29 protein-coding genes and 1 tRNA gene are annotated in these 26,186 nt (G+C 58.1%); 15 read left to right on the top strand and 15 right to left on the bottom strand.

The features are described 5' to 3' along the window. Positions 1-128: 128 nt before the first annotated feature. From AC2FGB_RS01620 to AC2FGB_RS01610, 3 genes are all read right to left on the bottom strand, one after another. Complete coding sequence (locus AC2FGB_RS01620) at positions 129-542, bottom strand: Fur family transcriptional regulator (protein ID WP_142633379.1); 414 nt, start codon at positions 540-542, stop codon at positions 129-131. A 73-nt stretch (positions 543-615) separates the two neighbouring features. Further along, positions 616-1,320: an endonuclease/exonuclease/phosphatase family protein gene (locus tag AC2FGB_RS01615; protein ID WP_142635102.1), complete on the bottom strand. Its 705-nt coding sequence runs from the start codon at positions 1,318-1,320 to the stop codon at positions 616-618. 127 nt (positions 1,321-1,447) lie between these two features. Then, positions 1,448-2,866: a protein adenylyltransferase SelO gene (locus AC2FGB_RS01610; RefSeq protein ID WP_496693506.1), complete on the bottom strand. Its 1,419-nt coding sequence runs from the start codon at positions 2,864-2,866 to the stop codon at positions 1,448-1,450. 85 nt (positions 2,867-2,951) lie between these two features. Here AC2FGB_RS01610 and AC2FGB_RS01605 point away from each other — a divergent pair, with 85 nt between their 5' ends. Further along, positions 2,952-3,371: a cupin domain-containing protein gene (locus AC2FGB_RS01605; RefSeq protein ID WP_496693434.1), complete on the top strand. Its 420-nt coding sequence runs from the start codon at positions 2,952-2,954 to the stop codon at positions 3,369-3,371. A gap of 3 nt (positions 3,372-3,374) precedes the next feature. Then, positions 3,375-4,265, top strand: coding sequence for a fatty acid desaturase (locus AC2FGB_RS01600; RefSeq protein ID WP_496693433.1), 891 nt, complete (start codon positions 3,375-3,377; stop codon positions 4,263-4,265). Here AC2FGB_RS01600 and AC2FGB_RS01595 read toward each other — a convergent pair. Beyond that, on the bottom strand, positions 4,231-5,355 hold the full coding sequence (locus AC2FGB_RS01595) for an anhydro-N-acetylmuramic acid kinase (RefSeq protein WP_496693432.1): 1,125 nt from the start codon (positions 5,353-5,355) through the stop codon (positions 4,231-4,233). The genes AC2FGB_RS01600 and AC2FGB_RS01595 overlap by 35 nt on opposite strands. 183 nt (positions 5,356-5,538) lie before the next feature. Here AC2FGB_RS01595 and tyrS point away from each other — a divergent pair, with 183 nt between their 5' ends. After that, positions 5,539-6,786: a tyrosine--tRNA ligase gene (gene tyrS, locus AC2FGB_RS01590; RefSeq protein WP_496693431.1), complete on the top strand. Its 1,248-nt coding sequence runs from the start codon at positions 5,539-5,541 to the stop codon at positions 6,784-6,786. 80 nt (positions 6,787-6,866) lie between these two features. On the opposite strand, the gene AC2FGB_RS01585 is transcribed toward tyrS, so the two are convergent. Next, the gene (locus AC2FGB_RS01585) at positions 6,867-7,622 is read right to left on the bottom strand and encodes a hypothetical protein (protein WP_496693430.1); all 756 of its coding nucleotides are present in this window, start codon (positions 7,620-7,622) and stop codon (positions 6,867-6,869) included. Positions 7,623-7,819: 197 nt separating this feature from the next. On the opposite strand from AC2FGB_RS01585, the gene AC2FGB_RS01580 reads away from it, so the two are divergent. After that, the gene (locus tag AC2FGB_RS01580; protein ID WP_496693429.1) at positions 7,820-8,575 is read left to right on the top strand and encodes a 3-hydroxyacyl-CoA dehydrogenase; all 756 of its coding nucleotides are present in this window, start codon (positions 7,820-7,822) and stop codon (positions 8,573-8,575) included. Between the two features lie 81 nt (positions 8,576-8,656). Here AC2FGB_RS01580 and AC2FGB_RS01575 read toward each other — a convergent pair whose 3' ends face one another. From AC2FGB_RS01575 to AC2FGB_RS01565, 3 genes are all read right to left on the bottom strand, one after another. Then, positions 8,657-10,465: an ABC-F family ATP-binding cassette domain-containing protein gene (locus AC2FGB_RS01575; protein WP_496693428.1), complete on the bottom strand. Its 1,809-nt coding sequence runs from the start codon at positions 10,463-10,465 to the stop codon at positions 8,657-8,659. A gap of 41 nt (positions 10,466-10,506) precedes the next feature. Then, positions 10,507-11,241, bottom strand: a complete 735-nt coding sequence (locus AC2FGB_RS01570; protein ID WP_496693427.1) for a GNAT family N-acetyltransferase — start codon at positions 11,239-11,241, stop codon at positions 10,507-10,509. Positions 11,242-11,339: 98 nt separating this feature from the next. Beyond that, the gene (locus AC2FGB_RS01565; protein ID WP_142633360.1) at positions 11,340-11,816 is read right to left on the bottom strand and encodes an outer membrane protein assembly factor BamE; all 477 of its coding nucleotides are present in this window, start codon (positions 11,814-11,816) and stop codon (positions 11,340-11,342) included. 85 nt (positions 11,817-11,901) lie between these two features. On the opposite strand from AC2FGB_RS01565, the gene AC2FGB_RS01560 reads away from it, so the two are divergent. The 8 genes from AC2FGB_RS01560 to AC2FGB_RS01525 all read left to right on the top strand — a co-directional run bounded on the left by AC2FGB_RS01560 (position 11,902) and on the right by AC2FGB_RS01525 (position 17,251). After that, the gene (locus AC2FGB_RS01560) at positions 11,902-12,438 is read left to right on the top strand and encodes a YceD family protein (RefSeq protein ID WP_281994501.1); all 537 of its coding nucleotides are present in this window, start codon (positions 11,902-11,904) and stop codon (positions 12,436-12,438) included. Positions 12,439-12,644: 206 nt separating this feature from the next. Beyond that, the gene (gene rpmF, locus AC2FGB_RS01555; protein ID WP_037316137.1) at positions 12,645-12,851 is read left to right on the top strand and encodes a 50S ribosomal protein L32; all 207 of its coding nucleotides are present in this window, start codon (positions 12,645-12,647) and stop codon (positions 12,849-12,851) included. 22 nt (positions 12,852-12,873) lie between these two features. Further along, positions 12,874-13,962 (top strand): phosphate acyltransferase PlsX, encoded by a 1,089-nt coding sequence (gene plsX, locus AC2FGB_RS01550; protein WP_142633356.1) that lies wholly within the window; start codon positions 12,874-12,876, stop codon positions 13,960-13,962. Between the two features lie 21 nt (positions 13,963-13,983). Beyond that, complete coding sequence (locus AC2FGB_RS01545; RefSeq protein ID WP_496693425.1) at positions 13,984-14,955, top strand: beta-ketoacyl-ACP synthase III; 972 nt, start codon at positions 13,984-13,986, stop codon at positions 14,953-14,955. 96 nt (positions 14,956-15,051) lie between these two features. Further along, on the top strand, positions 15,052-15,354 hold the full coding sequence (gene ihfA / locus AC2FGB_RS01540; RefSeq protein WP_037316145.1) for an integration host factor subunit alpha: 303 nt from the start codon (positions 15,052-15,054) through the stop codon (positions 15,352-15,354). A gap of 18 nt (positions 15,355-15,372) precedes the next feature. After that, entirely contained in the window at positions 15,373-15,972 is a 600-nt protein-coding gene (locus tag AC2FGB_RS01535; RefSeq protein ID WP_496693424.1) for a MerR family transcriptional regulator, read from the top strand. 61 nt (positions 15,973-16,033) lie between these two features. Then, positions 16,034-16,110: transfer RNA gene (locus AC2FGB_RS01530), tRNA-Pro, on the top strand. A 61-nt stretch (positions 16,111-16,171) separates the two neighbouring features. Further along, the gene (locus AC2FGB_RS01525) at positions 16,172-17,251 is read left to right on the top strand and encodes a 2'-deoxycytidine 5'-triphosphate deaminase (RefSeq protein WP_496688338.1); all 1,080 of its coding nucleotides are present in this window, start codon (positions 16,172-16,174) and stop codon (positions 17,249-17,251) included. Here the strand turns inward: AC2FGB_RS01525 and AC2FGB_RS01520 are convergent, their stop codons facing one another. From AC2FGB_RS01520 to argS, 6 genes are all read right to left on the bottom strand, one after another. After that, a complete protein-coding gene (locus AC2FGB_RS01520; RefSeq protein ID WP_142633348.1) occupies positions 17,252-17,494 on the bottom strand; it encodes a hypothetical protein in 243 nt (80 codons plus the stop codon). Positions 17,495-17,558: 64 nt separating this feature from the next. Further along, positions 17,559-18,206 (bottom strand): SMC-Scp complex subunit ScpB, encoded by a 648-nt coding sequence (gene scpB / locus AC2FGB_RS01515; protein WP_281994496.1) that lies wholly within the window; start codon positions 18,204-18,206, stop codon positions 17,559-17,561. Continuing rightward, positions 18,199-18,993: a segregation and condensation protein A gene (locus tag AC2FGB_RS01510; protein ID WP_142633343.1), complete on the bottom strand. Its 795-nt coding sequence runs from the start codon at positions 18,991-18,993 to the stop codon at positions 18,199-18,201. The genes scpB and AC2FGB_RS01510 overlap by 8 nt, the downstream gene beginning before the upstream one ends. Continuing rightward, positions 18,983-19,990: a beta-N-acetylhexosaminidase gene (gene nagZ / locus AC2FGB_RS01505; RefSeq protein ID WP_281994495.1), complete on the bottom strand. Its 1,008-nt coding sequence runs from the start codon at positions 19,988-19,990 to the stop codon at positions 18,983-18,985. Before nagZ ends, AC2FGB_RS01510 begins: the two co-directional genes overlap by 11 nt. Then, positions 19,987-21,051, bottom strand: a complete 1,065-nt coding sequence (locus tag AC2FGB_RS01500; RefSeq protein WP_281971960.1) for an SPOR domain-containing protein — start codon at positions 21,049-21,051, stop codon at positions 19,987-19,989. Before AC2FGB_RS01500 ends, nagZ begins: the two co-directional genes overlap by 4 nt. Positions 21,052-21,138: 87 nt before the next feature. Beyond that, positions 21,139-22,884, bottom strand: coding sequence for an arginine--tRNA ligase (gene argS / locus AC2FGB_RS01495; protein ID WP_142633337.1), 1,746 nt, complete (start codon positions 22,882-22,884; stop codon positions 21,139-21,141). A gap of 131 nt (positions 22,885-23,015) precedes the next feature. Between argS and AC2FGB_RS01490 the strand changes: the two genes are divergently transcribed. After that, positions 23,016-23,567, top strand: coding sequence for a putative pterin-binding protein (locus AC2FGB_RS01490; protein ID WP_271947491.1), 552 nt, complete (start codon positions 23,016-23,018; stop codon positions 23,565-23,567). Here the strand turns inward: AC2FGB_RS01490 and AC2FGB_RS01485 are convergent. Then, positions 23,549-24,721, bottom strand: coding sequence for a deoxyguanosinetriphosphate triphosphohydrolase (locus AC2FGB_RS01485; RefSeq protein WP_496688343.1), 1,173 nt, complete (start codon positions 24,719-24,721; stop codon positions 23,549-23,551). The genes AC2FGB_RS01490 and AC2FGB_RS01485 overlap by 19 nt on opposite strands. A 75-nt stretch (positions 24,722-24,796) precedes the next feature. Between AC2FGB_RS01485 and AC2FGB_RS01480 the strand changes: the two genes are divergently transcribed. Then, positions 24,797-25,120 (top strand): HesB/IscA family protein, encoded by a 324-nt coding sequence (locus AC2FGB_RS01480; protein ID WP_142633331.1) that lies wholly within the window; start codon positions 24,797-24,799, stop codon positions 25,118-25,120. 282 nt (positions 25,121-25,402) lie between these two features. Then, complete coding sequence (xth, locus tag AC2FGB_RS01475; RefSeq protein ID WP_271947496.1) at positions 25,403-26,182, top strand: exodeoxyribonuclease III; 780 nt, start codon at positions 25,403-25,405, stop codon at positions 26,180-26,182. The last annotated feature ends 4 nt before the right edge of the window (positions 26,183-26,186 follow it).

Genomic DNA, 26,186 nt, shown 5'->3' with positions numbered 1-26,186 from the left:
CCGTAGAGTAGTGCGGCACATTCAACCGACCCTATCCAACCAAAAACCGAAGCCGGGCTGTCAGGCAAGCTTTATCCGCCTGGGAAATATGAAATCCCGTGCGCTGGCCGTTCGTTTTTTGTGATGGGTCAGTCGTGATCCAGCGGCACGCCGTACAGCTCTAGCCGGTGGCCTTTCAGCTTATAGCCCAGCTTGGCGGCGATCTTTTCCTGCAGCGCTTCGATCTCGGGGTCGACAAATTCGATGACCTCGCCCGACTGCATGTCGATCAGGTGATCATGGTGATCCCGTTCGGCATCCTCGTACCGGGCGCGCCCGTCGCCGAACTCCAGACGTTCCAGAATCCCGGCCTCTTCGAACAGTTTGACGGTCCGATAGACGGTGGCGATGGAAATACCAGAATCAACCTGCGAGGCGCGCGAATAGAGCTCTTCGACATCGGGATGATCATCGCTTTGTTGCAGCACCTGTGCAATCGTGCGGCGCTGTCCTGTCATACGCAGGCCTTTGGCTTCGCAACGGGCGATGATCGTGTCGGACATAGGAACCCTCGGCATATATTCGGTTCTCTGTATTAAACCGTATGCGTGATCGGCGCTACAGGGGATTTACCGGCTAAGCTACAAGGCGTAGATCGGCCCAGATTGGCAAATGATCCGAGGCGATATGCGCGGGTCGCACCGAATGCACGCCATGCAAAACAGCCTCAAGCCCCGCGCCGAGCGCGATCCGATCCAGCGCGCCCAGCGGCTGTGCCGCTGGAAAGCTGGGGAATGGTGGAAGAAAGTGCATATCCGGGGCCAGGTGATCCAGAACCGGCTGTCGGGACCATTCATTGAAATCCCCCGCCCAGACAGTTGGCAAATCCTCAAGATTCGCATCGCACCGTCTGAGGTGGGTGATTTGCTGACGGCGTGAGGCGGGCAAGAGCCCCAGATGCATGCCCATCACCCGAAGCGGACCGATTGGTGTGTCAAACTCGACCCTGACAGCCCCACGCGGTTCCAGCCCCGGTAATTCGTGATGCCCGGTCTGCCGGACACGGATCGCATCACCCCGCCAGATCACTGCATTCCCATGCCACCCCAAGCTGCCAGCCCCACCCAAATCGACGATCTGCCATCCCGCTTCGTCAAGCATGAAATGCGGCAGGGCCGCAGGGCGCGGAGGCAATCGTTTGTCGGCCTCTTGCAAGACGACAATATCGGCCTGCAGGCTTTCGATGACCTGAAGAATCCTCTGGGGCTGTCGACGTAGATCCAGTCCGACACATTTCTGAATATTATAGCTGGCGATGCGCAGGATTGCGGTCTGAGACATGGGTTCCTGAAAGTCCGTTTGAGATCGCAGGATTGCGCTGCTCATCGTTGATTGCAAGCCGGCTTCACCAAAGCAAGCGCATGGCGAAACACCGACGTAGCTGACTGCGAAAACAGGTGTGAGGAACTCATGTACCGCAGAAGGTCGCCTGAACAACCTCATCCTGTACCGGTGGCCGTGTCAGATCCAAAGCGCCGGGTTGATCCTCATAGGGCCGGGACAGCACATTGTTGAGCCGGTGGAATGGGTCAAATTCCCCCTGCACCGCCGCCTGGATCATCTGTTCGACCCGGTGGTTGCGCGGGATAAAGGCCGGACTGGCCTTGTTAATCACCTCAGCAGGGTTTTTTTCACGAGACAGCCGCGACCGCCAACCGTCTGCCCATTGATCAAAGGCCTGCGGATCGGCGAATTGATCCCGCGCCTGATCGCCGCCCAGCGCCCGGAAGGTATTGGTGAAATCCGCCTGGTTCTGCGCCATGCAATTCAGCAAGTCCGAGATCATCTCAAGATCGCCGTCTTCCTGCGTCACAAGACCGATCTTGGCCCGGAACTTTGTAAGCCATTGCTGCTGTATCAGGTCGGGCATCGCATGGACGATCTCGGTAGCCTCAGCAACGGCGGCCTCTTTATCCTCGAACTGCTGGATCAGCGCGGTCGCCAGCTGCGCTGCATTCCAAACGGCGATTTCGGGCTGGTTGGAATAGGCATAGCGACCCATGCGGTCGATCGAGCTGTAGACGGTATTGGGATGATAGTTATCCATGAAGGCGCAAGGGCCGTAATCAATGGTTTCGCCTGAGATCGAGCAGTTGTCAGTATTCATCACCCCATGGATGAATCCCACACTCATCCATGCGGCAATCAACTGCGATTGTGCGTCGACAACAGCGCGCAAAAGACCCATCGGGCCGTCGGCCTGCGGGTAATGTCGCTGGATGGCATAATCTGTCAGTCGACGCAGACTGTCCAACTGTCCACGCGCGGCGAAGATCTGAAAGCTACCTACGCGCAGGTGGCTTTGTGCGACACGGGTCAGGATCGCACCAGGCATTGGACCTTCTCGAAAAATGGCCTCGCCAGTCTCAACGGCGGCCAGCGCCCTTGTGGTCGGGATGCCCAGTGCGTGCATCGCCTCGGACACCACATACTCGCGCAGCACCGGACCCAGCCATGCACGTCCGTCACCCTGTCGGGAAAACGGCGTCGGGCCTGATCCCTTCAACTGGATATCCCGTCGAACGCCATCCGTCCCAACTGTCTCGCCCAGCAAAACCGCGCGCCCGTCCCCAAGCTGGGGGTTATAATTTCCGAACTGATGCCCTGAATAGAGCTGTGCAATCGGTTCTGCCCCCTCTGGCAGGGCGTTGCCGGAAAAGGCCTCGGCCATTTCATGCACCTCGCCGGGCGTGATTCTCAGAATCTGCGCAAGATCGGAGTTGAAAGCAATCAAGCGAGGCGCACGAACCGGCACCGGCGCTTGCCGCGCATAAAAGCTGTTTGGCAAACGGGCGTAACTGTTGTCGAAGGGGATCATCAGAGTCATGTTCCAAACATATTCCTGATCGGGACGAATACCATAGCGGATCGTCCAATCCCGTGCATAATCGCCCTGAAACGACCGAGGCCCCATGACCGCACAAGAGATCATTCAACATCTGAATCTGCAACGCCACCCCGAAGGCGGCTGGTTCCGTGAAACCTGGCGCGCTGATAACCACGGCCGCGCCACCGGGACCTGTATCTATTTTCTGCTGGCCCAAGGCGAGGCCAGCCATTGGCACCGCGTCGATGCGACCGAGATCTGGCTGTATCACGCGGGGGCACCCTTGGTGCTGTCGCTCAGCGCAACCGAAACTGGCCCGGCGACCGACCACATGCTGACCCCGGACCTGTCGCAAGGCGCACCACAACTGATCGTGCCCAAGGATCACTGGCAGGCCGCGCGCAGCACGGGGGCCTACACGCTGGTCTCTTGCACCGTGTCCCCGGGGTTTGAGTTTGACGGGTTCGAGCTCGCCGCTCCAGGGTTCGACATCCCCCGAGGCTGACCGATGGATCACCGCGCCCTCATCGCATCACTCCCGGCCGAGGCCAAAGACCGGCTGCAGATGCGGTCTGACGCGGCGGGTCTGAGGCACTTGGTGCTGTATCTATTGGTGCTGAGCTCAACGAGTACAGGCATAGCACTGCAAATCCCGCTCTGGCCGCTGCTGATCCTGCCGCAAGGCGTGCTGCTGGTGTTTCTGTTCACCCTCAGCCATGAATGCACCCATAAAACGCCGTTTCGGACTGGCTGGATGAATGATGCGGTCGGGCATCTGGTCTCACTCCCGATCGCCCTGCCCTTTACCTGGTTTCGATACTTTCACCTCGCGCATCACAAATGGACCAACCACCCGGACAAAGACCCCGAACTGGGGGGCAAACCGCGGCCCGACAGCTGGCCCAGCCTGCTGATCTATCTGAGTGGTTGGCCTTATTGGTCTGGGATGATGAGCGTTCTGATCAGTAACGCAATGGGCCGGATCGAGGCGCCCTATTTGCCGCATCGCCAACATAAGGCCATGCGGATTGAGGCCCGTGTCCTGCTGGCCATTTACGCGCTTGCAGGGGCAAGCCTGCTGGTGTCACCTTTGATGGTCAGCTTATGGCTGTTGCCGGTCTTGGTGGCACAGCCCGTTCTTCGGCTGTACCTGCTTGCGGAACACGGCCTCTGCCCGCCGGTGGCGAATATGCTTGAAAACTCGCGCACTACGTTCACCAACCGATTGGTCCGATTTCTGGCCTGGAACATGCCCTATCACGCCGAACACCACGCCTTTCCAAACGTGCCGTTTCACCAGCTGCCAACGCTGCATGACTGGACCAAAGCACATTTGAAATCGACCTCTGAGGGGTATTCAGAATTTACGTCAGACTACGTTCGCTCGATGGAACGCTGACCATCCCGCCCCCGACCAGTGCCTTAACCCCTGTGGTGCCGGGGCAAGAGGTCGGCAGCCCGCGCGCGACACGGACAGCAAGATAGGCAAAGGCCTGTGCTTCCAGCATATCCCCATCCAGACCAACCGCTTCGACCGGCTCCACCGGACAATCCAGCGAAACGCGCAGCATCTCCATCAGGACCGGGTTATGCCGTCCCCCTCCTGTCACCAACACACGCGACGGCGGTTCCGGGCAATGCTCGATCCCTTGCGCAACTCCGGCGGCGCACATGCCGGTAAGCGTGGCAACTGCATCAGCATCTGATAATTCCTGAACCAGGCGGATCATCTCGGCAAAGTCGTTCCGGTCCAGCGATTTCGGCGGCATCCTGTTAAAGAAAGGCTCTGCCAGAAACAGTTCAAGTGCTCCGGCCTCGACCCTACCGCCGCGCGCAACCGCGCCGTCGCGATCCATGGGCAGACCCAGACGTTCCTGCATCAGATCATCAACCGGTGCGTTGGCCGGACCGGTGTCAAAAGCCAAGAGCGCACCTGGTATTTCAGGGCCATCAAACCTGGGATCTACATAGGTCAGGTTCCCGACCCCACCCAGGTTCAGAAAACAAAGCGGTTGGTTGGCCTCAATCCACTTGGCACAGGCAAAGTGGAAAAAGGGCGCAAGCGGAGCGCCCTCGCCCCCCATCGCCACATCATCGCTGCGGAAATCCCAGACGACGGGGACACCCAAGGCCTGCGTCAGGCCATCGCCGTCACCCACCTGCAACGTGCCGCGCCCGCTTGGTTCATGCGCTAGGGTCTGACCATGAAGCCCGATCAGATCAATCTTGTCGAAGTCCGCCAGTATTTCGGCATGGGCAAGCGTAACCAATTCCGCCGCGTCATCCACCTCGGGGCCATGCCACTGTCCCAATGCAGCACGAAGCGTTTTCCGCTCCGCATCTGAATAGGCGCGGTATCCGGTGGGCCCAAAGCCAAGAATTCTGTAACCGTCCGTTTTGATCACCGCCGCGTCCACGCCATCCAGCGAGGTCCCCGACATTGCACCCAATGCAGTCAATACGCCTGATTTGCTAATTGCCCGACCCACGCCAGCCCTCTTTCGCCTGTTCGCGCCCGTTCTGTCGTCGCGTTGTCCACAACCTGCACGTTAACGCAAACCCAAGGCAAGCCAGATCACATAAGCCGCGTGTTTTTCTTGGACAAGGTGCCTTTTCCTTGTCAGCCCCACCGCCTATACACTGCCCCGCAACATTAACCCAAAGGGCACGATATGACCTACCACCCCAAATCGGATTTCATCGCCACGATGATCGAGCGCGGCTTTCTGGCTGACTGCACCGATTATCAGGGCCTTGACGAGGCGCTGATCAGCGGGTGTCAGTCGGCGTATATCGGGTTTGATGCAACGGCAAAGTCCCTACATGTGGGCAGCCTGATCCAGATCATGATGCTTCGCTGGTTCCAGAAAACAGGTCATAAGCCGATCACCCTGATGGGCGGCGGCACCACGAAGGTGGGCGATCCGTCCTTCCGGTCAGATGAGCGCCCCCTGCTGGGCCCGGACCAGATCAACGCCAATATCGCAGGCATCAGAAAGGTGTTTGCCGCCTATATCGACTATGATAGCGACGCAGAAAACGCAGCACTGATGCTGAACAACGAAGAGTGGCTGGACGACCTAAATTACCTCGACTTCCTGCGCGACATCGGCCGGCATTTCTCGGTCAACCGGATGTTGGCCTTTGAATCGGTGAAATCCCGGCTGGACCGCGAGCAATCGCTGTCCTTCCTCGAATTCAATTACATGATCCTGCAGGCCTATGACTTCCTTGAACTGAACCGTCGCTATGGCTGTGTCCTACAGCTTGGCGGTAGCGATCAGTGGGGCAATATCGTCAACGGTATCGACCTGACCCGTCGCGTGTTGGATAACGAGATTTATGGCCTGACCTCACCCCTGCTGACCACCAGCGATGGCAAGAAGATGGGCAAATCGCAAGACGGTGCGGTCTGGCTGAATGCCGAGATGCGCTCACCCTATGAGTTCTGGCAGTTTTGGCGCAACACCACCGACGCGGATGTTGGGCGGTTCCTTAAGCTGTACACCGAACTGCCTGTGGATGAGTGTGACCGCCTTGGCGCATTGCAGGGGTCCGAGATCAACGAGGCCAAGATCCGCCTGGCAAACGAGGTCACCTCCTTGCTGCACGGGGCCGAGGCTGCGGCAAACGCCGAGGCCACCGCTCGCGAAGTGTTCGAAAAAGGTGGCGTCGGGAACGATCTGCCGACCCTAACGGTCGGCGAAGCAGACTTGCCGATATCCATCGTGCAACTGATCGTACAGTCTGGCCTGGCGAAATCTGGCAAAGAGGCCAAGCGCCTGATTGCAGAAAACGGCGCCAAACTGGACGACGCTTCTTTAACAGACGCGGGATTGATGATCGACGCAGGCGCCTTGTCCTCGCCCATCAAACTAAGCGCCGGCAAGAAACGGCACGCGCTGGTTCAGTTGGGTTAACTAAGACCTCTGAAAGAAAAACGGCCACCTAATTGGGTGGCCGTTTCTGTTTTGCATGAGCAAATCCGTCACTTGCAGGCTTATCGCTTGCCCCCTTTGCCTCCGCCGTTTCCATGGCCGCCGCCGCCATTGCCGTGGCCTCCGCCGTGGCCGTTGTTACCTCCACCGTTTCCGGTGCCGGGGCCAGAGCCGCCATTATTGCCCCCGCCATTGCCGGGGTTCCCAGCGTTTCCATTGCCATTTCCGGGGCCGTTACCGCCTTTACCCGGACCATTGCCCCCTTTGCCGGGGCCATTGCCATTTCCAGGTTTGCCGGGGCCATCGCCACCACCATTGCCGGGATCATCACCTGGGTTGTCGTCACCGGGATCATCCCCGCCACCGTTGCCGGGATCATCGCCAGGGTTGTCGCCACCCGGATCATCTCCGCCGCCGTTGCCGGGACCGTTACCGCCTGACCCTCCGGACCCGGTTCCACCGCCGCCAACCGGCGTGAGCGGTGAACTTGGGTCCGAGCTGCGGTCTTCACCCGCATTTGCCGCGCTTACGATCGATGCTGTCGGAAAGTCGGTCAACAAGGCAGCCAACCCCGGGCATTGCGCGGATGTGTTTTGCAATGTGGTTTCGAAATCCGCACGTTTCTGCAAGCGCTCCAGAAAGCTGGGGGTTACCTGCGTGCACTCACACATGGTCGCATAATCGCCGCTGTTTGCAGCATCCCGCGCCGTTTTCCAGTTGCAGACCTCTGGTGCAGCGGTCGCACTTCCAGCCGCCATAATCCCCAGAAACGGAGCGGCTACCAAAGCGGAAAGCCCTGATTTGGTCCCAATTCGCATAGTTTGTCCTCCTCAAATGCGCCACCCAGACGCTCGATTGCGTTCAGTGTCGATTTGAGATTCCAACATTAAGAACGCCTGAAGCTGACCTGAGAAAGCCTTGAGGAAGGGTCGCCTGCCCGACGCCCCCCTATGGACACTGTCCCTTGGCTGATATTAAATGAACGTATGTTCATATCTTTTGAAAGGAAATCCAGATGCACCTGTCGACCACCGCAGCCATTGTCACCGGAGGCGCCTCGGGGCTGGGTGAGGCAACGGCCCGCTTTTTTGCAGAAAACAATGCACAGGTAACCATTCTGGATCGCGATGCCGAGCGGGGTCACCAGATCGCAACAGAAATTGGCGGGCATTTCGCCCAGACGGATGTGACCGATGAAACATCCGTGGCCGCAGCCATCGCCCATGCCCGTGAGAAGATGGGAGCGATCAACGCGGCAGTGAATTGCGCCGGGATCGCGGTTGGCATGAAAACCGTAGGTAGGGATGGCCCGCACCCGCTTGATGCATTTCAGCGCACGATCGACATCAACCTTGTGGGTACATTCAACGTTTCACGCCTTGCAGCCGCGGAAATGGCAAAGAACGACCCAGAACCGGATGGCGCGCGCGGTGTCATCATCAATACAGCCTCAATCGCGGCCTTTGATGGGCAAAAGGGTCAGGCTGCCTATGCGGCTTCGAAAGGTGGTGTGGTAGGTATGACCCTGCCCATGGCACGGGATCTGGCCTCGTCCGGAATCCGCGTGATGACCATCGCACCCGGAATCTTTATGACTCCGATGCTAGCCGGTCTGCCCGAAGAGGTGCAGCAACAACTGGCCTCTGACGTTGCCAACCCTGTGCGCCTTGGCGACCCCCGCGAATACGGGCGACTGGCCGGGTTCATCGTCGAAATGGGTTATCTGAACGGCGAGGTCATCCGTATCGACGGCGCGCTGCGAATGCGCTGAGCGTGGCTGATCACCTACCGATGAAAACGGCTCACTCAAATGAACTGTGGTCGGATAGCCGGCCACAGCGCGAAAGCTGATCTAGGCGCCCTCGGCCTTTTCCTCGAGGATCAGCCACTCTTCCTCGGCTGCGGCCAGCTTTTCCTGCCGCTCGACCAAAGCCTCGGTCGCTTTCTGAAATTTAACAGGTTCACGGCTGAAAAGCTCAGGATCGGACATCAGCTCTTCAAGCTTTCCGATTTCCGCCTCAAGCCGCTCAATCTCGGCAGGCAATTTCTCAAGACGGTGTTTCTCTGAAAATGATAGCCCCAGTTTCGGCTGCGCCTCCTGCTTTACCTTTGACTTGGAAGCTTTTGTTTTTACTTCTTTCTTATCAGACACCTCGCCGCGCTGAGCGAGATAGTCCGACCACCCCCCGGCATAGACGGTTGCACGGCCGTTACCCTCCATCGCGATGGTCGTTGCGGCCACACGGTCCAAGAAATCGCGGTCGTGGCTGACCAGCAAAACGGTACCGTCATAATCGTCCAGAAGTTCCTGCAACAGATCCAGTGTTTCCACATCCAGATCGTTGGTCGGTTCGTCCAATACCAGCAGGTTCGACTGTTTGGCCATCAGCTTTGCCAGCAGCAAACGGGCTTTTTCCCCACCTGACAGTGACTTAACGGCTGCTCTGGCCTGCCCCTCGTCAAACAGAAACTCCTTGAGGTAGCCGACCACATGCTTGGGTTGGCCACCCACCATCACCTGATCAGCCTTGCCGGAAACACGCATCTCGGGGTCGCCAGTCAGGCTGTCCCAAAGGCTCATTTCGGGGTCGAGCTGCGCGCGGGCCTGGTCGAATACTGCAATCTCAAGATTGTTGCCCAGCGTGACCGAACCCTCATCCGGGTTCTCTTGTCCCAACAGCATTTTCAGCAATGTTGTCTTGCCGACGCCGTTTGGGCCAACAAAGGCCACGCGGTCGCCCCGCTGTACCAACAGGTCAAAGTTGCGCACGATCTGATGATCACCAAAAGACTTGGATAGGCCTTTGGCTTCAAACACTTTTCGCCCTGATTTTGGTCCAGCCTCAAGGGTCATCGCGGCCGAACCCTGACGTTTTATCTGTGCGGCTTTTTCAGATCGAAGGTCCTGCAAGGCGCGGACCCGACCCTGGTTGCGCTTGCGACGGGCGCTGATGCCCTCGACGGCCCATCGCGCCTCGGACTTGATCAGACGGTTCAGCTTATGACGTTGCTGGTCCTCTTCCTCCCAGATCTTGTCGCGCCAAGCCTCGAATGCCGTAAACCCCTGCTCCTGCCGTCGGACCGCCCCACGATCGATCCACAGCGTCGCGCGGGTCAAGGCGCGCAGAAAGGCACGGTCGTGTGAGATCAGCACATAGGCCGTCCGTGTCGATCCCAGCTCACGCTCGAGCCAGGCGATGGCTTCGATATCAAGATGGTTGGTCGGCTCGTCCAGCAGCATCAAATCCGGGGCTTCGGCCATCAGCTTGGCCAGCGCGGCACGGCGGCGTTCACCGCCCGAGGCCGTCTCAACAGCGCGCGCCGGGTCGAATTTCAGCCCTTCGCCTGCGCGTTCGACTTTGTAAAGCTCACCCGGCTCTAACCCGCTGGAGGCATAGTCGCCGAGCGTAGCAAACCCTTCCATTCCGGGGTCTTGCTCCATGTAACCGACTGACTTACCCGGGGGAATTACAATCTCGCCCTTGTCCGGTTCTACCAAACCGGCCATCACCTTCATCAAGGTTGACTTGCCGGATCCGTTCCGCCCAACCAGAGCGACGCAGTCGCCTGGTTGAACCACCAGATCAAGGTCTGAAAAAACCGGATCGCCCCCGAAAGTCAGGGAAATGCCGGACATCTGCAATAAAGGAATTCTTGCCATGCCCGCCAGCTACCCCCGCAGCGTCGAGCCGTCAACGGCGATTACCCGGCAACGGCCCGCAGCAAACGTTTACGTGCGGGCGGAATCGCGCAGATTTCGAGGCCGGTAAAGACATGCAAAGTGTTCATGTGACGGTCAACGACTGCGTGGTCACTGACCCAGCCGCCCATCATCAGGTAAGTACGCAGCAAAGGGGGCATGCGCATCATGGCTTTTTTGGCATCCGGGCGCCGACGCAATCTCGCGGCGAACTGGAAAACATCTGGGGCCTTGACCCGTGGCAACCAGCGTTTCGGGGCCAAATGGCGATGTTTCAACATCGCAAAAGCATCAAGATATTCCGCCGTTTCTGTACCCGCAAACGATGAGCAGCCAAACAGCATCTCAACATTATTCTGATCGACAAATGCAGTCATCGCCCCCCAGGCAACACGCAGAATGTCTGGGTCGTTTTGACCAGGATGCACGCAAAAGCGCCCCATCTCGACCATACGCCCCTTAAACCCTTCAAGTGCCGAGAGGTCATAGAACTGGGCGGAATAGCTTTGGCCAATCTCGGCCCCGCGCTCCATCATCAACAAGCGAAAGCAGCACACGAGTTTACCGTTGGCACGCATATCCTCGACCAGAATATGCGTACAACGGCTGTCGAACTCATCCTGATCCACCTGATCAGTCCCGAAAGCCAGTGTTCGAAGACACTGTGCCGCCGCAACATCCTGCGGTGTTTGCGCCTGACGCGCACGGTACCGGCCCTTGCCGAGCAATAGTGCCATGGTCGCATCCTCCTGGGTTGCTGACCTGTTTCGTCTTGCAGGGTCAATAACACAGGATTTGTGACCGCCCTGTGAAGTTGACAAGACGTGACTATGAATTAGTTGGTCGCGCCAGGAATGTTTGCCGGGTTGAAGTTGCCGATATTGCCAAGCAGCTGCCGCAAGAACCCACGGTTCTGAACTGAGGATTCGGTAATACGACGATCCAGCGTCACAACGTTTCCATCCTCAAGGCCAAAGCGTTCAATATTGCGCACGACACCTCGGTCATCGAAGCTGATCGCCACAAGCTCGCGCGAGACGATTTTCGGTCGTTTCGGACCATAATGACGAACGCGTGATGTCACATAATAAAAGCCGGAATCGCGAACGACGCCTGAAGTACTGGGCGCGCCAACGGATTCGAGTACGCTTTCACGTGTATCTACACCCACCTGAATTTCGGCCAGGTCCTCGGCTGTGGGGACATATCCGTGTTTCTTGAAGACCGGAGCACACGCACCAGCAGCGGTCAGACAGGCCGCAAATACGAGCGTTCTGGACGCTGGTTTCAACCTGCTCATAACTTTCAACATTCACACCCTCTTGCCTTGGGACCGTGCGGCCCCTATCCGATTACATCAAACCGCCACCCCGGTTCAACACACGAAAGGGCCACGTATGAGCAACCAGACATCTTTAAGGGTCGCCGACCTGCCTCAGAACGCACCGACGCCCTTTGAAATTCGCCCTGACGCACAGGAGTTGGATGTCTTAAAGAACGAGTTGAGCCTGCTTGGGCTACGTAAGCTGAGTTTTGTCGGCGAGGTGCGTGCGCATGGAAAGCGTGATTGGGCGCTTTCAGGAAAACTGGGGGCAACCGTGATTCAACCCTGTGTCGTGACGCTGACACCGGTTACCACGCGGATCGACATTCCGGTGACCCGGATGTTTCTGTCAGATTGGACAAACCCTGACGAGGAAGAGTTCGAAATCCCGGAAGGTGACGAATCTGAGCCGCTAGGGACCGAAATCGTTCTGACCGAGGTCATGTCCGAAGCGCTGGCACTTGCCCTGCCCCAGTATCCCCGGAAAGAAGGTGCCGAATTGGAACAGGCGGGCTTTACCGAACCCGGCAAACAGGCAATAACGGATGAAGATGTCAAACCCTTTGCGGGCTTGGCCGGGCTGCGCGATGCACTGAAAAAAGACGAGTGACACGGGCCTGAAATCCTGTCATAGCAGGCGCTCAGAAAAATCGCTTGAACATGCTGAGAATCGCAGTATTTTCGCGCGCTCATCGGAATTTGGGTTGGACATCGCGGGGCCCGTCCCCTAAACGCGCGTCAAACCACGAGAAAAACGAAGAATGAAACCTGGCCCGCAGCGAATCTGCCGGCCCTTAGTAGACAAAGGTTGAGACCATGGCTGTCCAACAGAACAAAGTTTCCAAGTCGCGTCGCAACAACCGCCGCGCGCACGACGCTCTGGTTGCTGCAAACCCGAACGAATGCGCCAACTGTGGTGAGCTGAAGCGCCCGCACCACGTCTGCGCGTCCTGCGGCCACTATGATGACCGCGAAGTCGTCGCTCAGGCCGACGAAATCGACCTGGACGAAGACGCGGCCTAAGCCCTAAAAGCGCAGGCCAAGCATGACAGAACAGCCCACGCACGCCGGACGGATTACCATCTCGGTTGACGCAATGGGCGGAGATTCGGGGCCCGCTGCTGTTGTGGCGGGGATCGCCAAATCGGCGGATAAGAACCCCGATATCGCGTTCATCTTGCACGGGCCTGAGGCCATGTTGCGCAAACTTGTCGCAAAACGGCGTGTCCTGAACGGGCGCGTCGTTTTTCGTGATTGTCCCGATGTGGTCACGATGGAGGACAAGCCCAGCCAGGTCGTCCGGCACGGTAAGCAAACTTCGATGTGGTCCACACTGGAGTCGGTACGTCAGGGTGAAGCCCATGGCGCGGTCTCCTGTGGCAATACCGGCGCATTGATGGCCCTGTCGATGATGCGTCTACGTAAGCTGCCGGGGGTAAACCGCCCGGCAATCGCTATTTTGTGGCCCTCGCGCAATCCGCAGGGTTTCAATGTAATGCTGGACGTGGGCGCCGATGTGCGCGCGGACGCCAAGGACCTGCTGCAATATGCTTTGATGGGTGCCTCTTATGCCCGAAACGGCATGGCGTTGGAACGTCCCCGGATCGGCCTTTTGAATGTGGGCACCGAGGAACATAAAGGGCGCGCCGAGCTAAAAGAAGCGCATGGCATGATCTCGGATTTTGCGGATCAGGCCAGCTTTGACTTTGTGGGTTTTGTCGAAGGCAGCGACATCCCGGGAGACAAAGCCGATGTCATTATAACAGACGGGTTTACAGGCAACGTCGCCATCAAGACCGGAGAAGGCACAGCCAGCCTGATCGGAGATCTTCTGCGCGAGGCGTTCAAATATTCTCCGCTCTCACGACTAGCCTCGATCCTTGCAATCACGTCTTTGCAGCGTTTGAAGAAACGAATTGATCCTCGGCGCGTGAATGGTGGGGTTTTCCTTGGCCTGAACGGAACCGTCGTCAAATCACATGGTGGTGCAGACTCGACCGGCGTGTCAGCCGCTGTAAAGCTGGCCTTTACCCTGGCCGAGTCCGGCTTCGCCGAAAAATTGGCAGCACGGGTTGCATCGACAGCCGAGCTTGCACAAGATGCCGCAGACACGCCGTCGAAGGCCGGTGAATAACAAAAAAGGCAGTACCCCAGCATGGCAGGCCGTTCAATTATAGTTGGTGTCGGGCACTATTTGCCAGAGCGCATCGTCCCGAATTCCGAGTTCGAAGAAACGCTCGATACGTCTGATGAGTGGATACGGACTCGTTCCGGAATCGAACGCCGGCATTTTGCAGCGGAAGACGAAACCACTTCGATTATGGCTACAAAGGCTGCCAGTGCCGCACTGGCCGATGCGGGTCTGGAGGCAGATGATATTGATGCGATTATTCTTGCAACATCGACCGCTGACCTGACGTTTCCCTCTGCCGCAACAATGGTTCAATCGCAGCTTGGCATGACCAAAGGCTTCGCCTTTGACGTACAGGCGGTTTGCGCCGGATTTGTCTATGCCATGACCAATGCCAATGCGCTGATCGTGTCAGGCCAGGCCAAACGCGTGCTGGTCATCGGCGCCGAGACGTTCTCTCGTATCATGGACTGGACCGACCGGTCGACCTGCGTGCTTTTCGGCGACGGCGCCGGGGCAATAATCCTTGAACAGTATGAGGGCGCAGGAACCTCGGACGATCGGGGCATTCTGGCAACCGACCTGAATTCGGACGGGCGCTATAAGGACCTGCTCTATGTGGATGGAGGCGTCTCGACCCAGTCCACAGGCTATCTGCGGATGAAAGGAAACCAGCTGTTTCGGCAGGCAGTTGAACGACTGACCTCTACCGCAGAAACCTGCCTAGAGAAGGCTGGGCTAAGTCATAAAGATGTGGATTGGATCGTACCGCATCAGGCAAACATTAGAATCATCCAGGGCACAGCCAAGAAATTGGGCGTTCCTATGGAACACGTTGTCGTTACCCTGCAGGACCACGGAAATACCTCGGCCGCTTCGATTCCCCTGGCAATGTCTGTTGCTAAACAGCGTGGGCAGTTCAAACAGGGTGATCTGCTGGTCACAGAGGCAATCGGAGGTGGATTGGCCTGGGGCTCTGTCCTCTTGCGGTGGTAACAAGCGCAATTCAGCTTACACACTCGCCCGCAATTCATTGATATTGACAGCGAATTTGCCCTGACCCTATGCTCTGATAGCAACAGGGGAATTGGCATGAGCGACAAAACACTGACCCGAATGGATCTGAGCGAGGCCGTATTTCGTGAAGTTGGCCTTTCACGCAATGAAAGCGCGCAACTGGTCGAGAGCGTTCTGAACCATATGTCCGACGCATTGGTGCGCGGTGAACAGGTGAAGATCTCGTCTTTTGGAACGTTCAGTGTTCGGGACAAGACAGCTCGTATCGGCCGCAATCCCAAGACAGGCGAAGAGGTTCCAATTCAGCCTCGCCGTGTTCTCACCTTCCGCCCGTCGCATCTGATGAAAGATCGCGTCGCCGCAGGGAACCGCAAATAAGATCAGGACGGCACGAATATGAGCAAGTCCCCAGACGCCTTTCGCACCATCAGTGAAGTTGCGGACTGGTTGGGTGTGCAGCCGCATGTTCTGCGATTCTGGGAAAGCCGCTTCAATCAGGTGAAACCGGTAAAACGGGCCGGCGGGCGCAGATATTATCGCCCCAACGACATGCGCCTGCTGGGCGGCATCAAGAAGCTTTTGCATGAGGATGGGATCACCATCAAAGGCGTACAGCGCATCTTGCGTGAACAGGGCGTGGCGCATGTTTCTTCAGTGTCCCAGGGCCTGGATGAAATGGCGAATCTTGAACCCGCACCCGATGCAAATGTCGTTGTGCCATTCACGGCCAAGCCAGCCCCTCCGCAAGAGCAGATACATCTGGATCTTGGCGACGCTCAAAAACCCGAACTGCAACCTGCTCCCAATTCGCCAAATGCGGAACCTCAGACGCAAACCCAGCCGTCTTATCCCGACGCCTCGCCATTGTTGGGCGGAATCGCGACACTGGCCTGGACCCGAGACGCATTCGATGACCAGTTGCTCAGCCAGATAGCGCCCATCGCGCAAGAGCTGCGCAGCGTGTTGAACCGAATAGAAAACCGATCGGCGGGATAAGAAAAAAGGCGATGATTTCCTCTTGCCCCCGCCGGGAAAGTCTTTATGAACACCTCAACGTCGGGCTATGGCGCAGCCTGGTAGCGCGTCCGTCTGGGGGACGGAAGGTCGCAGGTTCGAGTCCTGCTAGCCCGACCAAATCACACCGACGTTTATGGCACACAGGCCAGATCCCGCTCTGGCATCAGGGGGGATCGGAATGACCGGCGTATGCCCGAACCAGCAGATAGAGGCGATGATCGCGCGCGGTGAGATTACCGCAAGCCCAGAGGTCATCCCCGCCCAGATTCAACCCGCCAGCCTTGATTTGCGTTTAGGTACAGTTGCTTACCGGGTACGTGCCTCGTTTCTGGCAGGCGAAGGTCGCACCGTAGCCGAACGTTTGTCGGAATTTGAGATGCACCGCATCGATATCTCTGAAGGTGCTGTGCTGGAAAAGGGCTGTGTCTATCTAGTGCCGTTGATGGAATCGCTGGCCCTGCCCCAGGGGCTGAGCGCGGCCGCCAATGCAAAAAGCTCGACCGGGCGGCTGGACCTTCTGACGCGCACGATCACCGATGGCGGGACCGAGTTTGACCGGGTGCCTGCAGGCTATACCGGCCCCTTGTATGCCGAGATCTGCCCCCGCTCATTCTCGGTTCTGGTGCGTCCGGGAATGCGGCTGAACCAAATCAGGTTCCGGCAGGGACAGGCCGTGCTGAGCGATACCGATCTAAGCGCCCTGCACGCCGAATCCCCGCTGGTCGATGGCCCCGCGGTCATTCAGGACGGGCTCGGGTTCTCGGTGGACCTGCGGCTGCCCGACACCGATTTGGTGGGCTACCGCGCCAAACCTCATACCGGTGTCATTGATCTGGACCGGATCGGCGAATACGACCCGCAGGAATATTGGGAAGAGGTGCGTACCACCGATGGGCGCATCATCCTCGACCCCGGTGCGTTTTACATTCTGGTCAGCCGCGAGGCGGTGCATATCCCGCCGATGTATGCGGCTGAAATGGCCCCTTATCTGGCGATGGTCGGGGAATTCCGGGTGCATTATGCCGGTTTCTTCGATCCCGGTTTTGGCCATGCCGCCGCAGGTGGCGAAGGATCACGCGGAGTGTTGGAAGTCCGCTGTCACGAGGCCCCATTTGTGTTGGAGCACGGCCAAGTCGTCGGGCGGCTGGTGTACGAGCGGATGTCAGAAATGCCCACGCAGCTTTATGGTGCAGGCATCGCCTCGAACTATCAGGGACAAGGATTGAAACTGTCCAAGCACTTCAAAGCGGTAACCTGATCAGAACCGGATAAACCGGCGCATCTGATTGGCCACTCGCTGGGCTTGACGCATGTTTTGACGCTGGCGGTTTCCGTCCGCCTGCAGCTGATCAGAGGCACCTGAGCTCTCGTGCGGCGGCTGCTCTTGCCCCGACTTCTGGCCCACGCGGCTGGCCATGTCGAACCCCTTGTCCACCCCTTTGGTGACAAGCCGCCGCATGACCTGTCGCACAATCATGTCAATGATACGATTGGCATTCATTGCTCAACTCCGATTTCCAGGCTTCTAAATAGTCGATTTGTGCGGCAACAAAAGGGCCGCGTGATCACTCTTCCTCGAACAGTTCGGTTTGATCTTCGTCTTCCTGCCCCTCTCCCAGTGGGATCGTTCCCGGAGGCGGTCTGTTCTCCAGCAAACCGGCAGCGCGCAATTCTTTCAACCCCGGCAAATCCCTGGCGTTCTCCAGCCCAAAGTGATCCAGAAACTGCGGAGTCACCACGAAAGTCACCGGACGGCCCGGCGTCATGCGACGACGACCCAGTCTGATCCACTCCATCTCCAAAAGTTGGTCGATGGTCCCGCGCGAGACCGATACGCCGCGAATTTCTTCGATCTCGGCACGTGTACAGGGTTGGTGATATGCCACGATCGCCAGCGTTTCGATCGCGGCCCGGCTGAGTTTGCGGGTTTCAACCGTTTCTTTTTGCATCAGAAAACCCAAGTCTGGGGCAGTGCGAATGGCCCAGGATTCACCAACCTGAACCACACGAACACCACGCCCTTCATAGCGTTTCTTAAGCATTTCCACCGCCTGTGACGCGTCGCTGCCATGGGGCATCCGCACTTCAAGATCGGCAATCGTCACCGGCTCGGCACTGGCGAATAACACGGCCTCAACCATGCGTTCCTGTTCGGCCATAGGCGGAGCTTCGAACAGGGTGCCGGTACCTTCTTCCTGAGGCGCGTCAGTCACGGGATTGGGTCCTCTTGCGTAGTTGTATCGGAGCAAAAGTTTCGCTCTGCTGAATTTCCATATGTCCTTCTTTCACCAACTCAAGTGAGGCCGCAAAAGTAGCCGCCGTCGCGGACCGCCTGCGCACCGGGTCGGCATCCCAGCCCTCGGGCAGATAGGTCTCCATATCCGTCCAGGCCCCGGCAAAGCCGATCAGCGGGCGCATACGTTCCAGCGCCTGTTCCATCGTGAATACGGCGTCACGGTCCATGACAAAGGGGCGGAATTCATCACGGGTGCGAATGCGGGCATAGCCCTGCATCAGGTCCAGCAGAGTGGCGGAATAGGTCACGGTGCGGATGCGCGTGACATCCTCGCCCTGCCCGCGTTTGAAGAAATCACGCCCCAGCTGATCGCGCCCCATCAATCGGGCGGCAGCATCGCGCATGGCCTGAAGCCGCTCGAGCTGAAATGCCAGATGCGCAGCCAGTTCTTCGCCCGAGGGGCCTTCGTCATTCGGATCCGGAGGCAGCAGCAAGCGCGATTTCAGAAAGGCCAGCCATGCCGCCATCACCAGATAGTCGGCGGCCAGTTCGATCCGCAGCGCCCGTGCCTTTTCAACAAAGGACAAGTATTGCTGCGCCAGCGCCAGAACCGATATTTTGCGCAGATCAACCTTTTGCGTGCGGGACAGCATCAGCAGCACATCGAGCGGACCTTCAAACCCGTCGACGTCTACGATCAATGCCTCTGCCGCAAGGCGATCCGCGACCGAGACGGGGTCTTCGCTAAAAAGATTATCCGACATACACCTGCCCGCCCATTAGGCGAGAAAGTTCGGCTTCGGCGGCTTGGATGTCAAGTTCCTGCGGGGCTTTGCGCATCGCCAACGCCCGTTCAGCGCGTTTCTGTGCCTGTTCGGACATCTTTTCGGCGGTGCTCAGCACCCTAGCACGGGCATCAAAAGAGCCGTTGCAGTACAAAACCACATCGCACCCTGCAGCTAGCGCCTGATTGGCAATCTCTTCTGGATTTCCGCTGAGGGCCTTCATCGAGATATCATCCGTCATGATCAGCCCGCCAAACCCGATCGTTTTGCGGATCAGGCTGATCATGGTCCGAGAAATCGTAGCAGGTTGAGGGTCAATCCGGTCATAGACCAGATGCGCCGTCATCCCCATCGGCAGATCGTTCAAATCCCGAAACGGGCCGAAATCGGCCTCGGTCAGGTCCTCTTGCGTCAGATCGACATGGGGAAGGTCATGATGGCTGTCCAGCGTGGACAAACCATGACCCGGCATGTGTTTGAGCACCGGCAATACACCGCCATCCAAATGCCCCTCGGCAACCGCACGACCGATCCGGGAAACCATTTTGGGATCAGACCCATAGCAGCGGTTTCTAAGGAACGGATGCGTCTCGTTCCGGGCCAGATCCACCATGGGGGCGCAGTTGCTGTCGATCCCAAGCTCGAACAGTTCATTCGCAATCAGACGATAGCGCAGATACATGGCACGTTCGGCCTGCTCTCCGCTCTGGGCCACGTGATCCAGCGGCGGCATCCATTCCCGTGCCAGCGGTGTGCGCAGTCGTTGCACGCGTCCACCCTCTTGATCAACAGTGATCGGGCAGTTTCGCCCCACAGCCTCGCGGAAATCGTCGCATAGGGCGCGCACCTGATCCGCAGACTCGATATTACGGGCAAACAGAATGAACCCGAATGGGTTCATCTCTCGGAACAGTTTTTTCTCATCAGGCGTCAGGCGCAGACCTTCAGCGTCGGTAATGACTGCGCCGAAATTCACCGCGCGGCAACCGGAATGCAATCAGCGCCTTCGGCCTGCAAAGCGGCACAGAATTGGCGCGAGTCGCTCAGATCGTCAAACCCCAGAACCCGAAGACGATAGAAAGTCCGCCCACCGCTTGAGGTTTTCTGTATAACACGCTGTTTTCCATCCATATAATCCCCGAATCGTCCATTCATGCGATCCCATTCCGAGCGCGCGACGTCCGAATTTTCATAGGCGCCAAGCTGGGCCATACGGGTGCCCTTGGTCAGAGTTTCAGGATCTACATCCAAGCCGACCGCAGCTTTGACCGCCGCGTTGATCGCGTCTTCGGTAGTGCTGTTTGACGTAATTGCGCTGCGCACACCGCCAGCGGGGCGCAGGACCGGGCGCAGCGACCGGCGCACACCAGGCAAAGCCGCCAGTTCTGGGTCCGGTTGCGATGCAGCCAGATCAGCCGGATCAATAGCAGGCTCTTCCTCGGGGATGGTCAAAGAGGCCAACTGAAAACTTTGCTCGCCAACCTGATCGGAATTTTCCGCCTCTCCCGCCAGTTCAGCAACCAGTGCATCAACCGCGCCCTGGCGCATCTGTGTGGCCGTCCGGTCAGAGACGTTTTCCTGGACCACATGTACGGCAGGTGTCGGTTGCAACGGTGCCACCGGAGTATCTTCATCTGTCAGGGAAACCGGGCGCGGTGCAAGGATCAGCCGATCAGCAGGCGGCGCTGCTGTGCCCACTGCCGCAACCGTGTTCACGGCCAAACCCTGATGATCCGCAGGGGTGCCACCCGGGCTATCCGGCTGAATACGCATTGGTCCATCTAAGGCCCGAACAACCGGCACGCCACTCACATCGCGCATTACCAAATTGTAACCCCAAACACCGATGCCAGCGACCAGCGCCAATGATGCAACGGCACCTAGAGCACTAACAATACGACCCAAACCCGCGGGATGGGGCGTTTCGTCATATCCGTGCAAGTCATTAGGGAGGTCATACCCATCCTGAGGATGAGCTTGATTCGTATAATGCATCTGCTCGGGGCGCATTTGCCCCGGGTAATCGTAACTTGCCATGTCCGCCTCACCGCCCGTTTAGCGCCGAAAATAAGGCGCGCGGGTCATTTCTTGCCTACCTCGTACCGGCGGTTCGGACGGTGTTGTTCACCGCATCTCCTGCGCCGGGGTAACGCCAAGAATACCCAAGCCTGCTGAAATCACAACAGAAACGGACCGGGCCAGTGCGATTTTTGACTGGCTTGTGGCAACATCGCCATCCTGAATAAACCGCAGCTGGGTCTCATCGTTGCCCTTGTTCCAAAGCGCGTGGAAATCCCCTGCAAGTTCATACAGATAGAAGGCAACCCGGTGCGGCTCATTGGTGCGCGCGGCGATCTCAACCAGACGCGGCCATTCGGCCAGCTTCTTGGCAACAGTCAGCTCAGAGGCATGGTCGATCTTGCCTAGATCGGCGCTTTTCAGCGTTGGGTCCTGCGCGTCGATCCCGGCCTCAGCTGCACGGCGCAGAACACTCATCACGCGGGCATGGGCATATTGGACGTAGAAAACGGGGTTCTCGCGGCTTTGTTCCAACACCTTGTCAAAGTCAAAATCCAGGGCAGCGTCATTCTTGCGGGTCAGCATCACGAAGCGGGTCACATCCGGGCCAACCTGATCGACCACATCACGCAATGTGACGAAGTTCCCTGCCCGCTTGGACATCTTGAACGGCTCGCCGTTCTTCCACAGTTTCACCAACTGGGTTAGCTTGATATCCAGCGGTACCTTGCCATCGGACAGAGCCGATACTGCGGCCTTCATCCGTTTGACATAGCCACCGTGGTCAGCGCCGAACACATCGATCAACGCGTCAAACCCACGGGTCACTTTGTCATAGTGATAGGCGATATCCGGGGCAAAATAGGTCCAGCTCCCGTCCGATTTCTTGACCGGGCGATCCACGTCGTCGCCATGCTCGGTCGATTTGAACAGGGTCTGCTCACGTGGTTCCCAATCTTCGGGCTTTTTGCCCTTGGGCGGCTCCAGCACGCCCTCATAGATCAGGCCCTTGTCGGTCAGGGATTGCAACGCAGCTTCAATCCGACCCGTGCCATAGAGCGACTTTTCCGAGAAGAACACATCCATCTCAACGCCCAGCGCCTTCAGGTCGGCGCGGATCAGGTCCATCATCGCGTCTGTCGAAAACTCGCGCAGTTCTTCCAGCCAGTCGCTTTCCGGTTTGTCGATCAGGCTGTCACCGTATTTCTCTTTCAGCGCCTCACCAATCGGGATCAGATAGTCGCCAGGATACAGGCCTTCGGCAATCTCGGGGCTCAGCCCGTTTGCCTCGCGATACCGTTCGTAAGCCGAGCGTGCCAGAACATCCACCTGCGCGCCGCCATCATTGATGTAGTATTCACGGGTCACGTTATGGCCGGAATAGGCCAACAGGCTTGCCAGCGCATCTCCGAACACCGCGCCCCGCGTATGACCCACATGCAAGGGGCCGGTCGGGTTGGCCGAGACGTATTCCACGTTGACCTTCTGCCCATGCCCCATGGTCGAGCGGCCATAGTCCGTGCCCTGTTGCAGCACCGCAGCCAGTACACTCTGCCAGACCGATGGCGCCAACCGCAGGTTCAAGAACCCCGGCCCGGCAACCTCGGCACTGGTGATCCGGTTATCCTCGGCCAGCTTTCCGGCCAGCGCATCGGCAATGTCGCGCGGTTTCATCTTGGTGGGCTTTGCCAGCACCATAGCCGCATTCGTCGCCATGTCGCCATGCGCCGCATCGCGCGGCGGTTCAACGGCCACGTTGTCAAAGCTCAGCCCTTCGGGCAGCGCGCCTTCGGACTGCATCTGTGCCAGCGCGTCCAGCACGAGGCTGCGGATCTCGGAAAACAGGTTCATTTCGAATGTCCTTTTGCTTGCCCGGCGGTTTACCACGCGGTGCAGCAAGGTCAATGGACGGCGCCAGAATGCGCTTGGAATAAGAGCCGCCGCCGCTAAGGTCGGTCATATCTATCTAAACGGAGATTCCTATGCGCCTTGCCCTGCCCCTGTGCCTGCTCTTGTCGACCGCCCTGCCCGCTTTTGCAGAAATGCCCGCCCCGCAAGGCCATGTGCTGATAACGCTCGGCGGCTCGGTTGAGAAAACCAACCTGCCCGCACGCGGTGCAGAGGACGGCGGCTTGCTGGGATATCTGGAGGTCACCCATGACGGGGCAGCTGGCTTTGACGCGACATTGCTGGATAGTTTGGATCAGGTCGAGATCACAATTCCCTACGGCACCGAGGACAACCAGCGCGACATCACCTTTAGCGGCCCGCTTTTGTCGGATGTGATGGTCATAGCCGGTGCCGAAGGTAAGACGGCCAAACCGATGGCAATGGACGGGTATCAAGCCGAAATTCCCTGGCATAGTATCTCGACCTATCAGCCTATCCTCGCCACCCACGCCGACGGCGCCCCCATGGGGATCGGAGGGTATGGCCCAACGATGATCGTCTTCCCACCCACCGACGACGCTGAGGCGGCGCAGGATCAGACGGGCCAACAAGTCTGGGCTTTGGCCTATATCGGGGTCGAGTGATCCGCCGGTATCGGGTGGCCAGTCAGTCTGGCATGATCCTGTAGCGCAAACCTGTCGGTCATCCCGGCAATATAGTCCGATACGATCCGGGCTAAGGCAGTCTCATCCTCAGCCTCTTCAATGTCCGCGTGCCAGCGCGCGGGCATTTGCTTCGGATCGCCAAGGTAGATTGGAAACAAATCCTCGACCACTTTGCTGACCTCGGCGCGCACCGTCATCACCGACGGCGCCCTGTACATCCGCGAAAACAGGAAAGCGCGAATTTCCTTCAGTTGCGCCCAAAGGCCTGTTGAGAACTGAATGACCGGATAGCCAAGATGCCGGATCTCTTCGACGCTCTGGGCACCGGACCCTGCGATCAGAGCCCGAGACGTGTCGATCACGTCCGACACCATAACCCCAAACACCCGCCGCAACGCCTCATGCCGACGGCGATAGGGGTCGAGGCCCGGGTACTTGCGATCCACCTCCGAATAACAGTCGCCCACGATCGGCAGTCGCTGAATGTCCTCGTCGCTGAACAACTCCGCCCTCAGCCCGTCCAACAGGTCATGATTGTTATAGGCGATGTCGTCAGACAAGGCCGCCACCTGCGCCTCTGCGCTTGCGTGCGTGTGCAGTTCAAGATTAAACGCCGCATTGCACTCCGCCAGCGCCCAGGGCAGTTCCCCTTCCACCGGTCCGTTATGTTTTGCAATGCCTTCCAGGGTTTCCCACGTAAGGTTGCACCCATCGAACTCGGCATAATGACGCTCGAGCCGGGTGACGATCCGAATGGCCTGCGCGTTATGATCGAACCCGCCATACGGCTGCATGATCTCATGCAAGGCATCCTCGCCAGTATGTCCGAACGGCGTGTGGCCAAGATCATGGGCCAGAGCCACCGCTTCGGTCAGTTCTGGATTCAAACCCAAAGCCCCGGCAATCGTCCGCGCCACCTGCGCGACCTCGATGGAATGGGTCAACCGCGTTCGATAACTATCCCCTTCGTGCTCAACAAAAACTTGGGTCTTGTGCTTGAGCCGCCGAAAGGCGCTGGCATGAATGATCCGGTCCCGGTCGCGCTGAAAGCATGACCGGAAACTGCTTTCTTCCTCTGGCACCAACCGCCCTCTTGCGCGGTCGGGATTCGAGGCAAAACATGCTCTGTCCAACGGTCTGTCCTTGTCGCCTGTCCTTGGGCTTTCTATATGGTAGAGTGGTTAAGAAATAAACCTTTGGAGTTTGGCATGAATCTGCCCCCGACAGTTACAGAACGCGCCTTTGACCGCCTTGCCGAGATCGGCGCAGCCGATCAGGGTCAAGCCCTGCGTGTCGCTGTCGAAGGCGGCGGGTGTTCGGGCTTTCAGTACGAAATTGCATTGGACAAACCCAAAGACGACGATTTGGTTCTTGAGGGTAAGGGGCAGAAGGTCATTGTCGACGCAATCTCACTGCCGTTTCTTGAAAATGCGGTGATTGATTTCACACAAGAACTGATCGGCGCACGCTTTGTGATCGAAAACCCAAACGCCACCTCCTCCTGCGGCTGCGGCACTTCGTTTTCAATGTGATCACCCGTGGGGGTTTCACCCCCACACCCCCAAGGTATTTCTAGCCAGATGAAGCAGGGATCCGCTCTCCGATTTCTAGACCGGAGAGCTTCACCTGGCGCGGTCATCGGCGCCTCCGCCTGTACCGCCAGCTGGTTTTCGGAGATTCTGGTTAACGGTCCGTTTCTTCATCTGGCCAAAAATACCTCGGAGCGCGAGGCAGCGCCTCGCAAACCTGTTCTCCGCCTTGCCGTTGGGCCCGTTCTGGGCGATAGGTTGCCAAGGACTGTCGGAGGGCCGCGCATGAAAATCGCCACATTCAACATCAACGGCATCAAGGCGCGGGCCGAAGCATTGCCGCGTTGGCTGGATGATGCCCAGCCCGATGTTGTGCTGCTGCAAGAGATCAAGTCAGTCGACGATAACTTCCCCAGAGAGATCTTTGAGGCGCGCGGGTACAACGTAGAAACGCACGGGCAGAAAAGCTTTAACGGCGTTGCCATTCTGTCGAAGCTACCGCTCGAGGACGTCTCGCGGGGTTTGCCCGGTGATGATGAGGATGAACAGGCCCGCTGGATCGAGGCCACGGTCGTCGGCAAACAGGCACTGCGTATCTGCGGGCTCTATCTGCCAAACGGCAACCCCACCCCGGGGCCAAAATACGACTACAAACTTGCCTGGATGGAGCGACTCTATCATCGGGCCCGCGACCTGATGAACAGTGAAGAACCCGCTCTGATGGCAGGTGATTACAACATCATTCCCCAGGCCGAAGACGCAGCGCGTCCCGATGCCTGGCGCGAGGATGCATTGTTTCGCCCTGAAAGCCGGGCCGCATTTCGGAAAATTCTGAATCTCGGCTTCACCGAGGCCTTTCGCGCTGGCACGCAAGGTCCGGAACATTATTCATTCTGGGATTATCAAGCGGGTGCGTGGAACCGAAATGACGGGATTCGTATTGATCATTTCCTTCTGACCCCTCAGGCCGCTGACCTTTTGCGCGATTGCAAAATCGATTCCGAAATTCGGGGGCACGAAAAACCTTCAGATCATGTTCCGGTTTGGATAGATCTAGATCTGTAATCGG

The sequence above is a fragment of the Ruegeria sp. CDSC021 genome (assembly GCF_059610845.1).
Note: the sequence above shows the minus strand (reverse complement) of the source record. Positions and strands in the feature narration are given on the sequence as shown.

Coding starts and splice junctions, on each gene's coding strand:
- AC2FGB_RS01620 (WP_142633379.1), bottom strand. CDS start 542: ATGTCCGACACGATCATCGCCCGTTGCGAAGCCAAAGGCCTGCGTATG.
- AC2FGB_RS01615 (WP_142635102.1), bottom strand. CDS start 1,320: ATGTCTCAGACCGCAATCCTGCGCATCGCCAGCTATAATATTCAGAAA.
- AC2FGB_RS01610 (WP_496693506.1), bottom strand. CDS start 2,866: ATGACTCTGATGATCCCCTTCGACAACAGTTACGCCCGTTTGCCAAAC.
- AC2FGB_RS01605 (WP_496693434.1), top strand. CDS start 2,952: ATGACCGCACAAGAGATCATTCAACATCTGAATCTGCAACGCCACCCC.
- AC2FGB_RS01600 (WP_496693433.1), top strand. CDS start 3,375: ATGGATCACCGCGCCCTCATCGCATCACTCCCGGCCGAGGCCAAAGAC.
- tyrS (WP_496693431.1), top strand. CDS start 5,539: ATGACCTACCACCCCAAATCGGATTTCATCGCCACGATGATCGAGCGC.
- AC2FGB_RS01585 (WP_496693430.1), bottom strand. CDS start 7,622: ATGCGAATTGGGACCAAATCAGGGCTTTCCGCTTTGGTAGCCGCTCCG.
- AC2FGB_RS01580 (WP_496693429.1), top strand. CDS start 7,820: ATGCACCTGTCGACCACCGCAGCCATTGTCACCGGAGGCGCCTCGGGG.
- AC2FGB_RS01575 (WP_496693428.1), bottom strand. CDS start 10,465: ATGGCAAGAATTCCTTTATTGCAGATGTCCGGCATTTCCCTGACTTTC.
- AC2FGB_RS01570 (WP_496693427.1), bottom strand. CDS start 11,241: ATGGCACTATTGCTCGGCAAGGGCCGGTACCGTGCGCGTCAGGCGCAA.
- AC2FGB_RS01565 (WP_142633360.1), bottom strand. CDS start 11,816: ATGTTGAAAGTTATGAGCAGGTTGAAACCAGCGTCCAGAACGCTCGTA.
- AC2FGB_RS01560 (WP_281994501.1), top strand. CDS start 11,902: ATGAGCAACCAGACATCTTTAAGGGTCGCCGACCTGCCTCAGAACGCA.
- rpmF (WP_037316137.1), top strand. CDS start 12,645: ATGGCTGTCCAACAGAACAAAGTTTCCAAGTCGCGTCGCAACAACCGC.
- plsX (WP_142633356.1), top strand. CDS start 12,874: ATGACAGAACAGCCCACGCACGCCGGACGGATTACCATCTCGGTTGAC.
- AC2FGB_RS01545 (WP_496693425.1), top strand. CDS start 13,984: ATGGCAGGCCGTTCAATTATAGTTGGTGTCGGGCACTATTTGCCAGAG.
- ihfA (WP_037316145.1), top strand. CDS start 15,052: ATGAGCGACAAAACACTGACCCGAATGGATCTGAGCGAGGCCGTATTT.
- AC2FGB_RS01535 (WP_496693424.1), top strand. CDS start 15,373: ATGAGCAAGTCCCCAGACGCCTTTCGCACCATCAGTGAAGTTGCGGAC.
- AC2FGB_RS01525 (WP_496688338.1), top strand. CDS start 16,172: ATGACCGGCGTATGCCCGAACCAGCAGATAGAGGCGATGATCGCGCGC.
- AC2FGB_RS01520 (WP_142633348.1), bottom strand. CDS start 17,494: ATGAATGCCAATCGTATCATTGACATGATTGTGCGACAGGTCATGCGG.
- AC2FGB_RS01510 (WP_142633343.1), bottom strand. CDS start 18,993: ATGTCGGATAATCTTTTTAGCGAAGACCCCGTCTCGGTCGCGGATCGC.
- AC2FGB_RS01500 (WP_281971960.1), bottom strand. CDS start 21,051: ATGGCAAGTTACGATTACCCGGGGCAAATGCGCCCCGAGCAGATGCAT.
- argS (WP_142633337.1), bottom strand. CDS start 22,884: ATGAACCTGTTTTCCGAGATCCGCAGCCTCGTGCTGGACGCGCTGGCA.
- AC2FGB_RS01490 (WP_271947491.1), top strand. CDS start 23,016: ATGCGCCTTGCCCTGCCCCTGTGCCTGCTCTTGTCGACCGCCCTGCCC.
- AC2FGB_RS01480 (WP_142633331.1), top strand. CDS start 24,797: ATGAATCTGCCCCCGACAGTTACAGAACGCGCCTTTGACCGCCTTGCC.
- xth (WP_271947496.1), top strand. CDS start 25,403: ATGAAAATCGCCACATTCAACATCAACGGCATCAAGGCGCGGGCCGAA.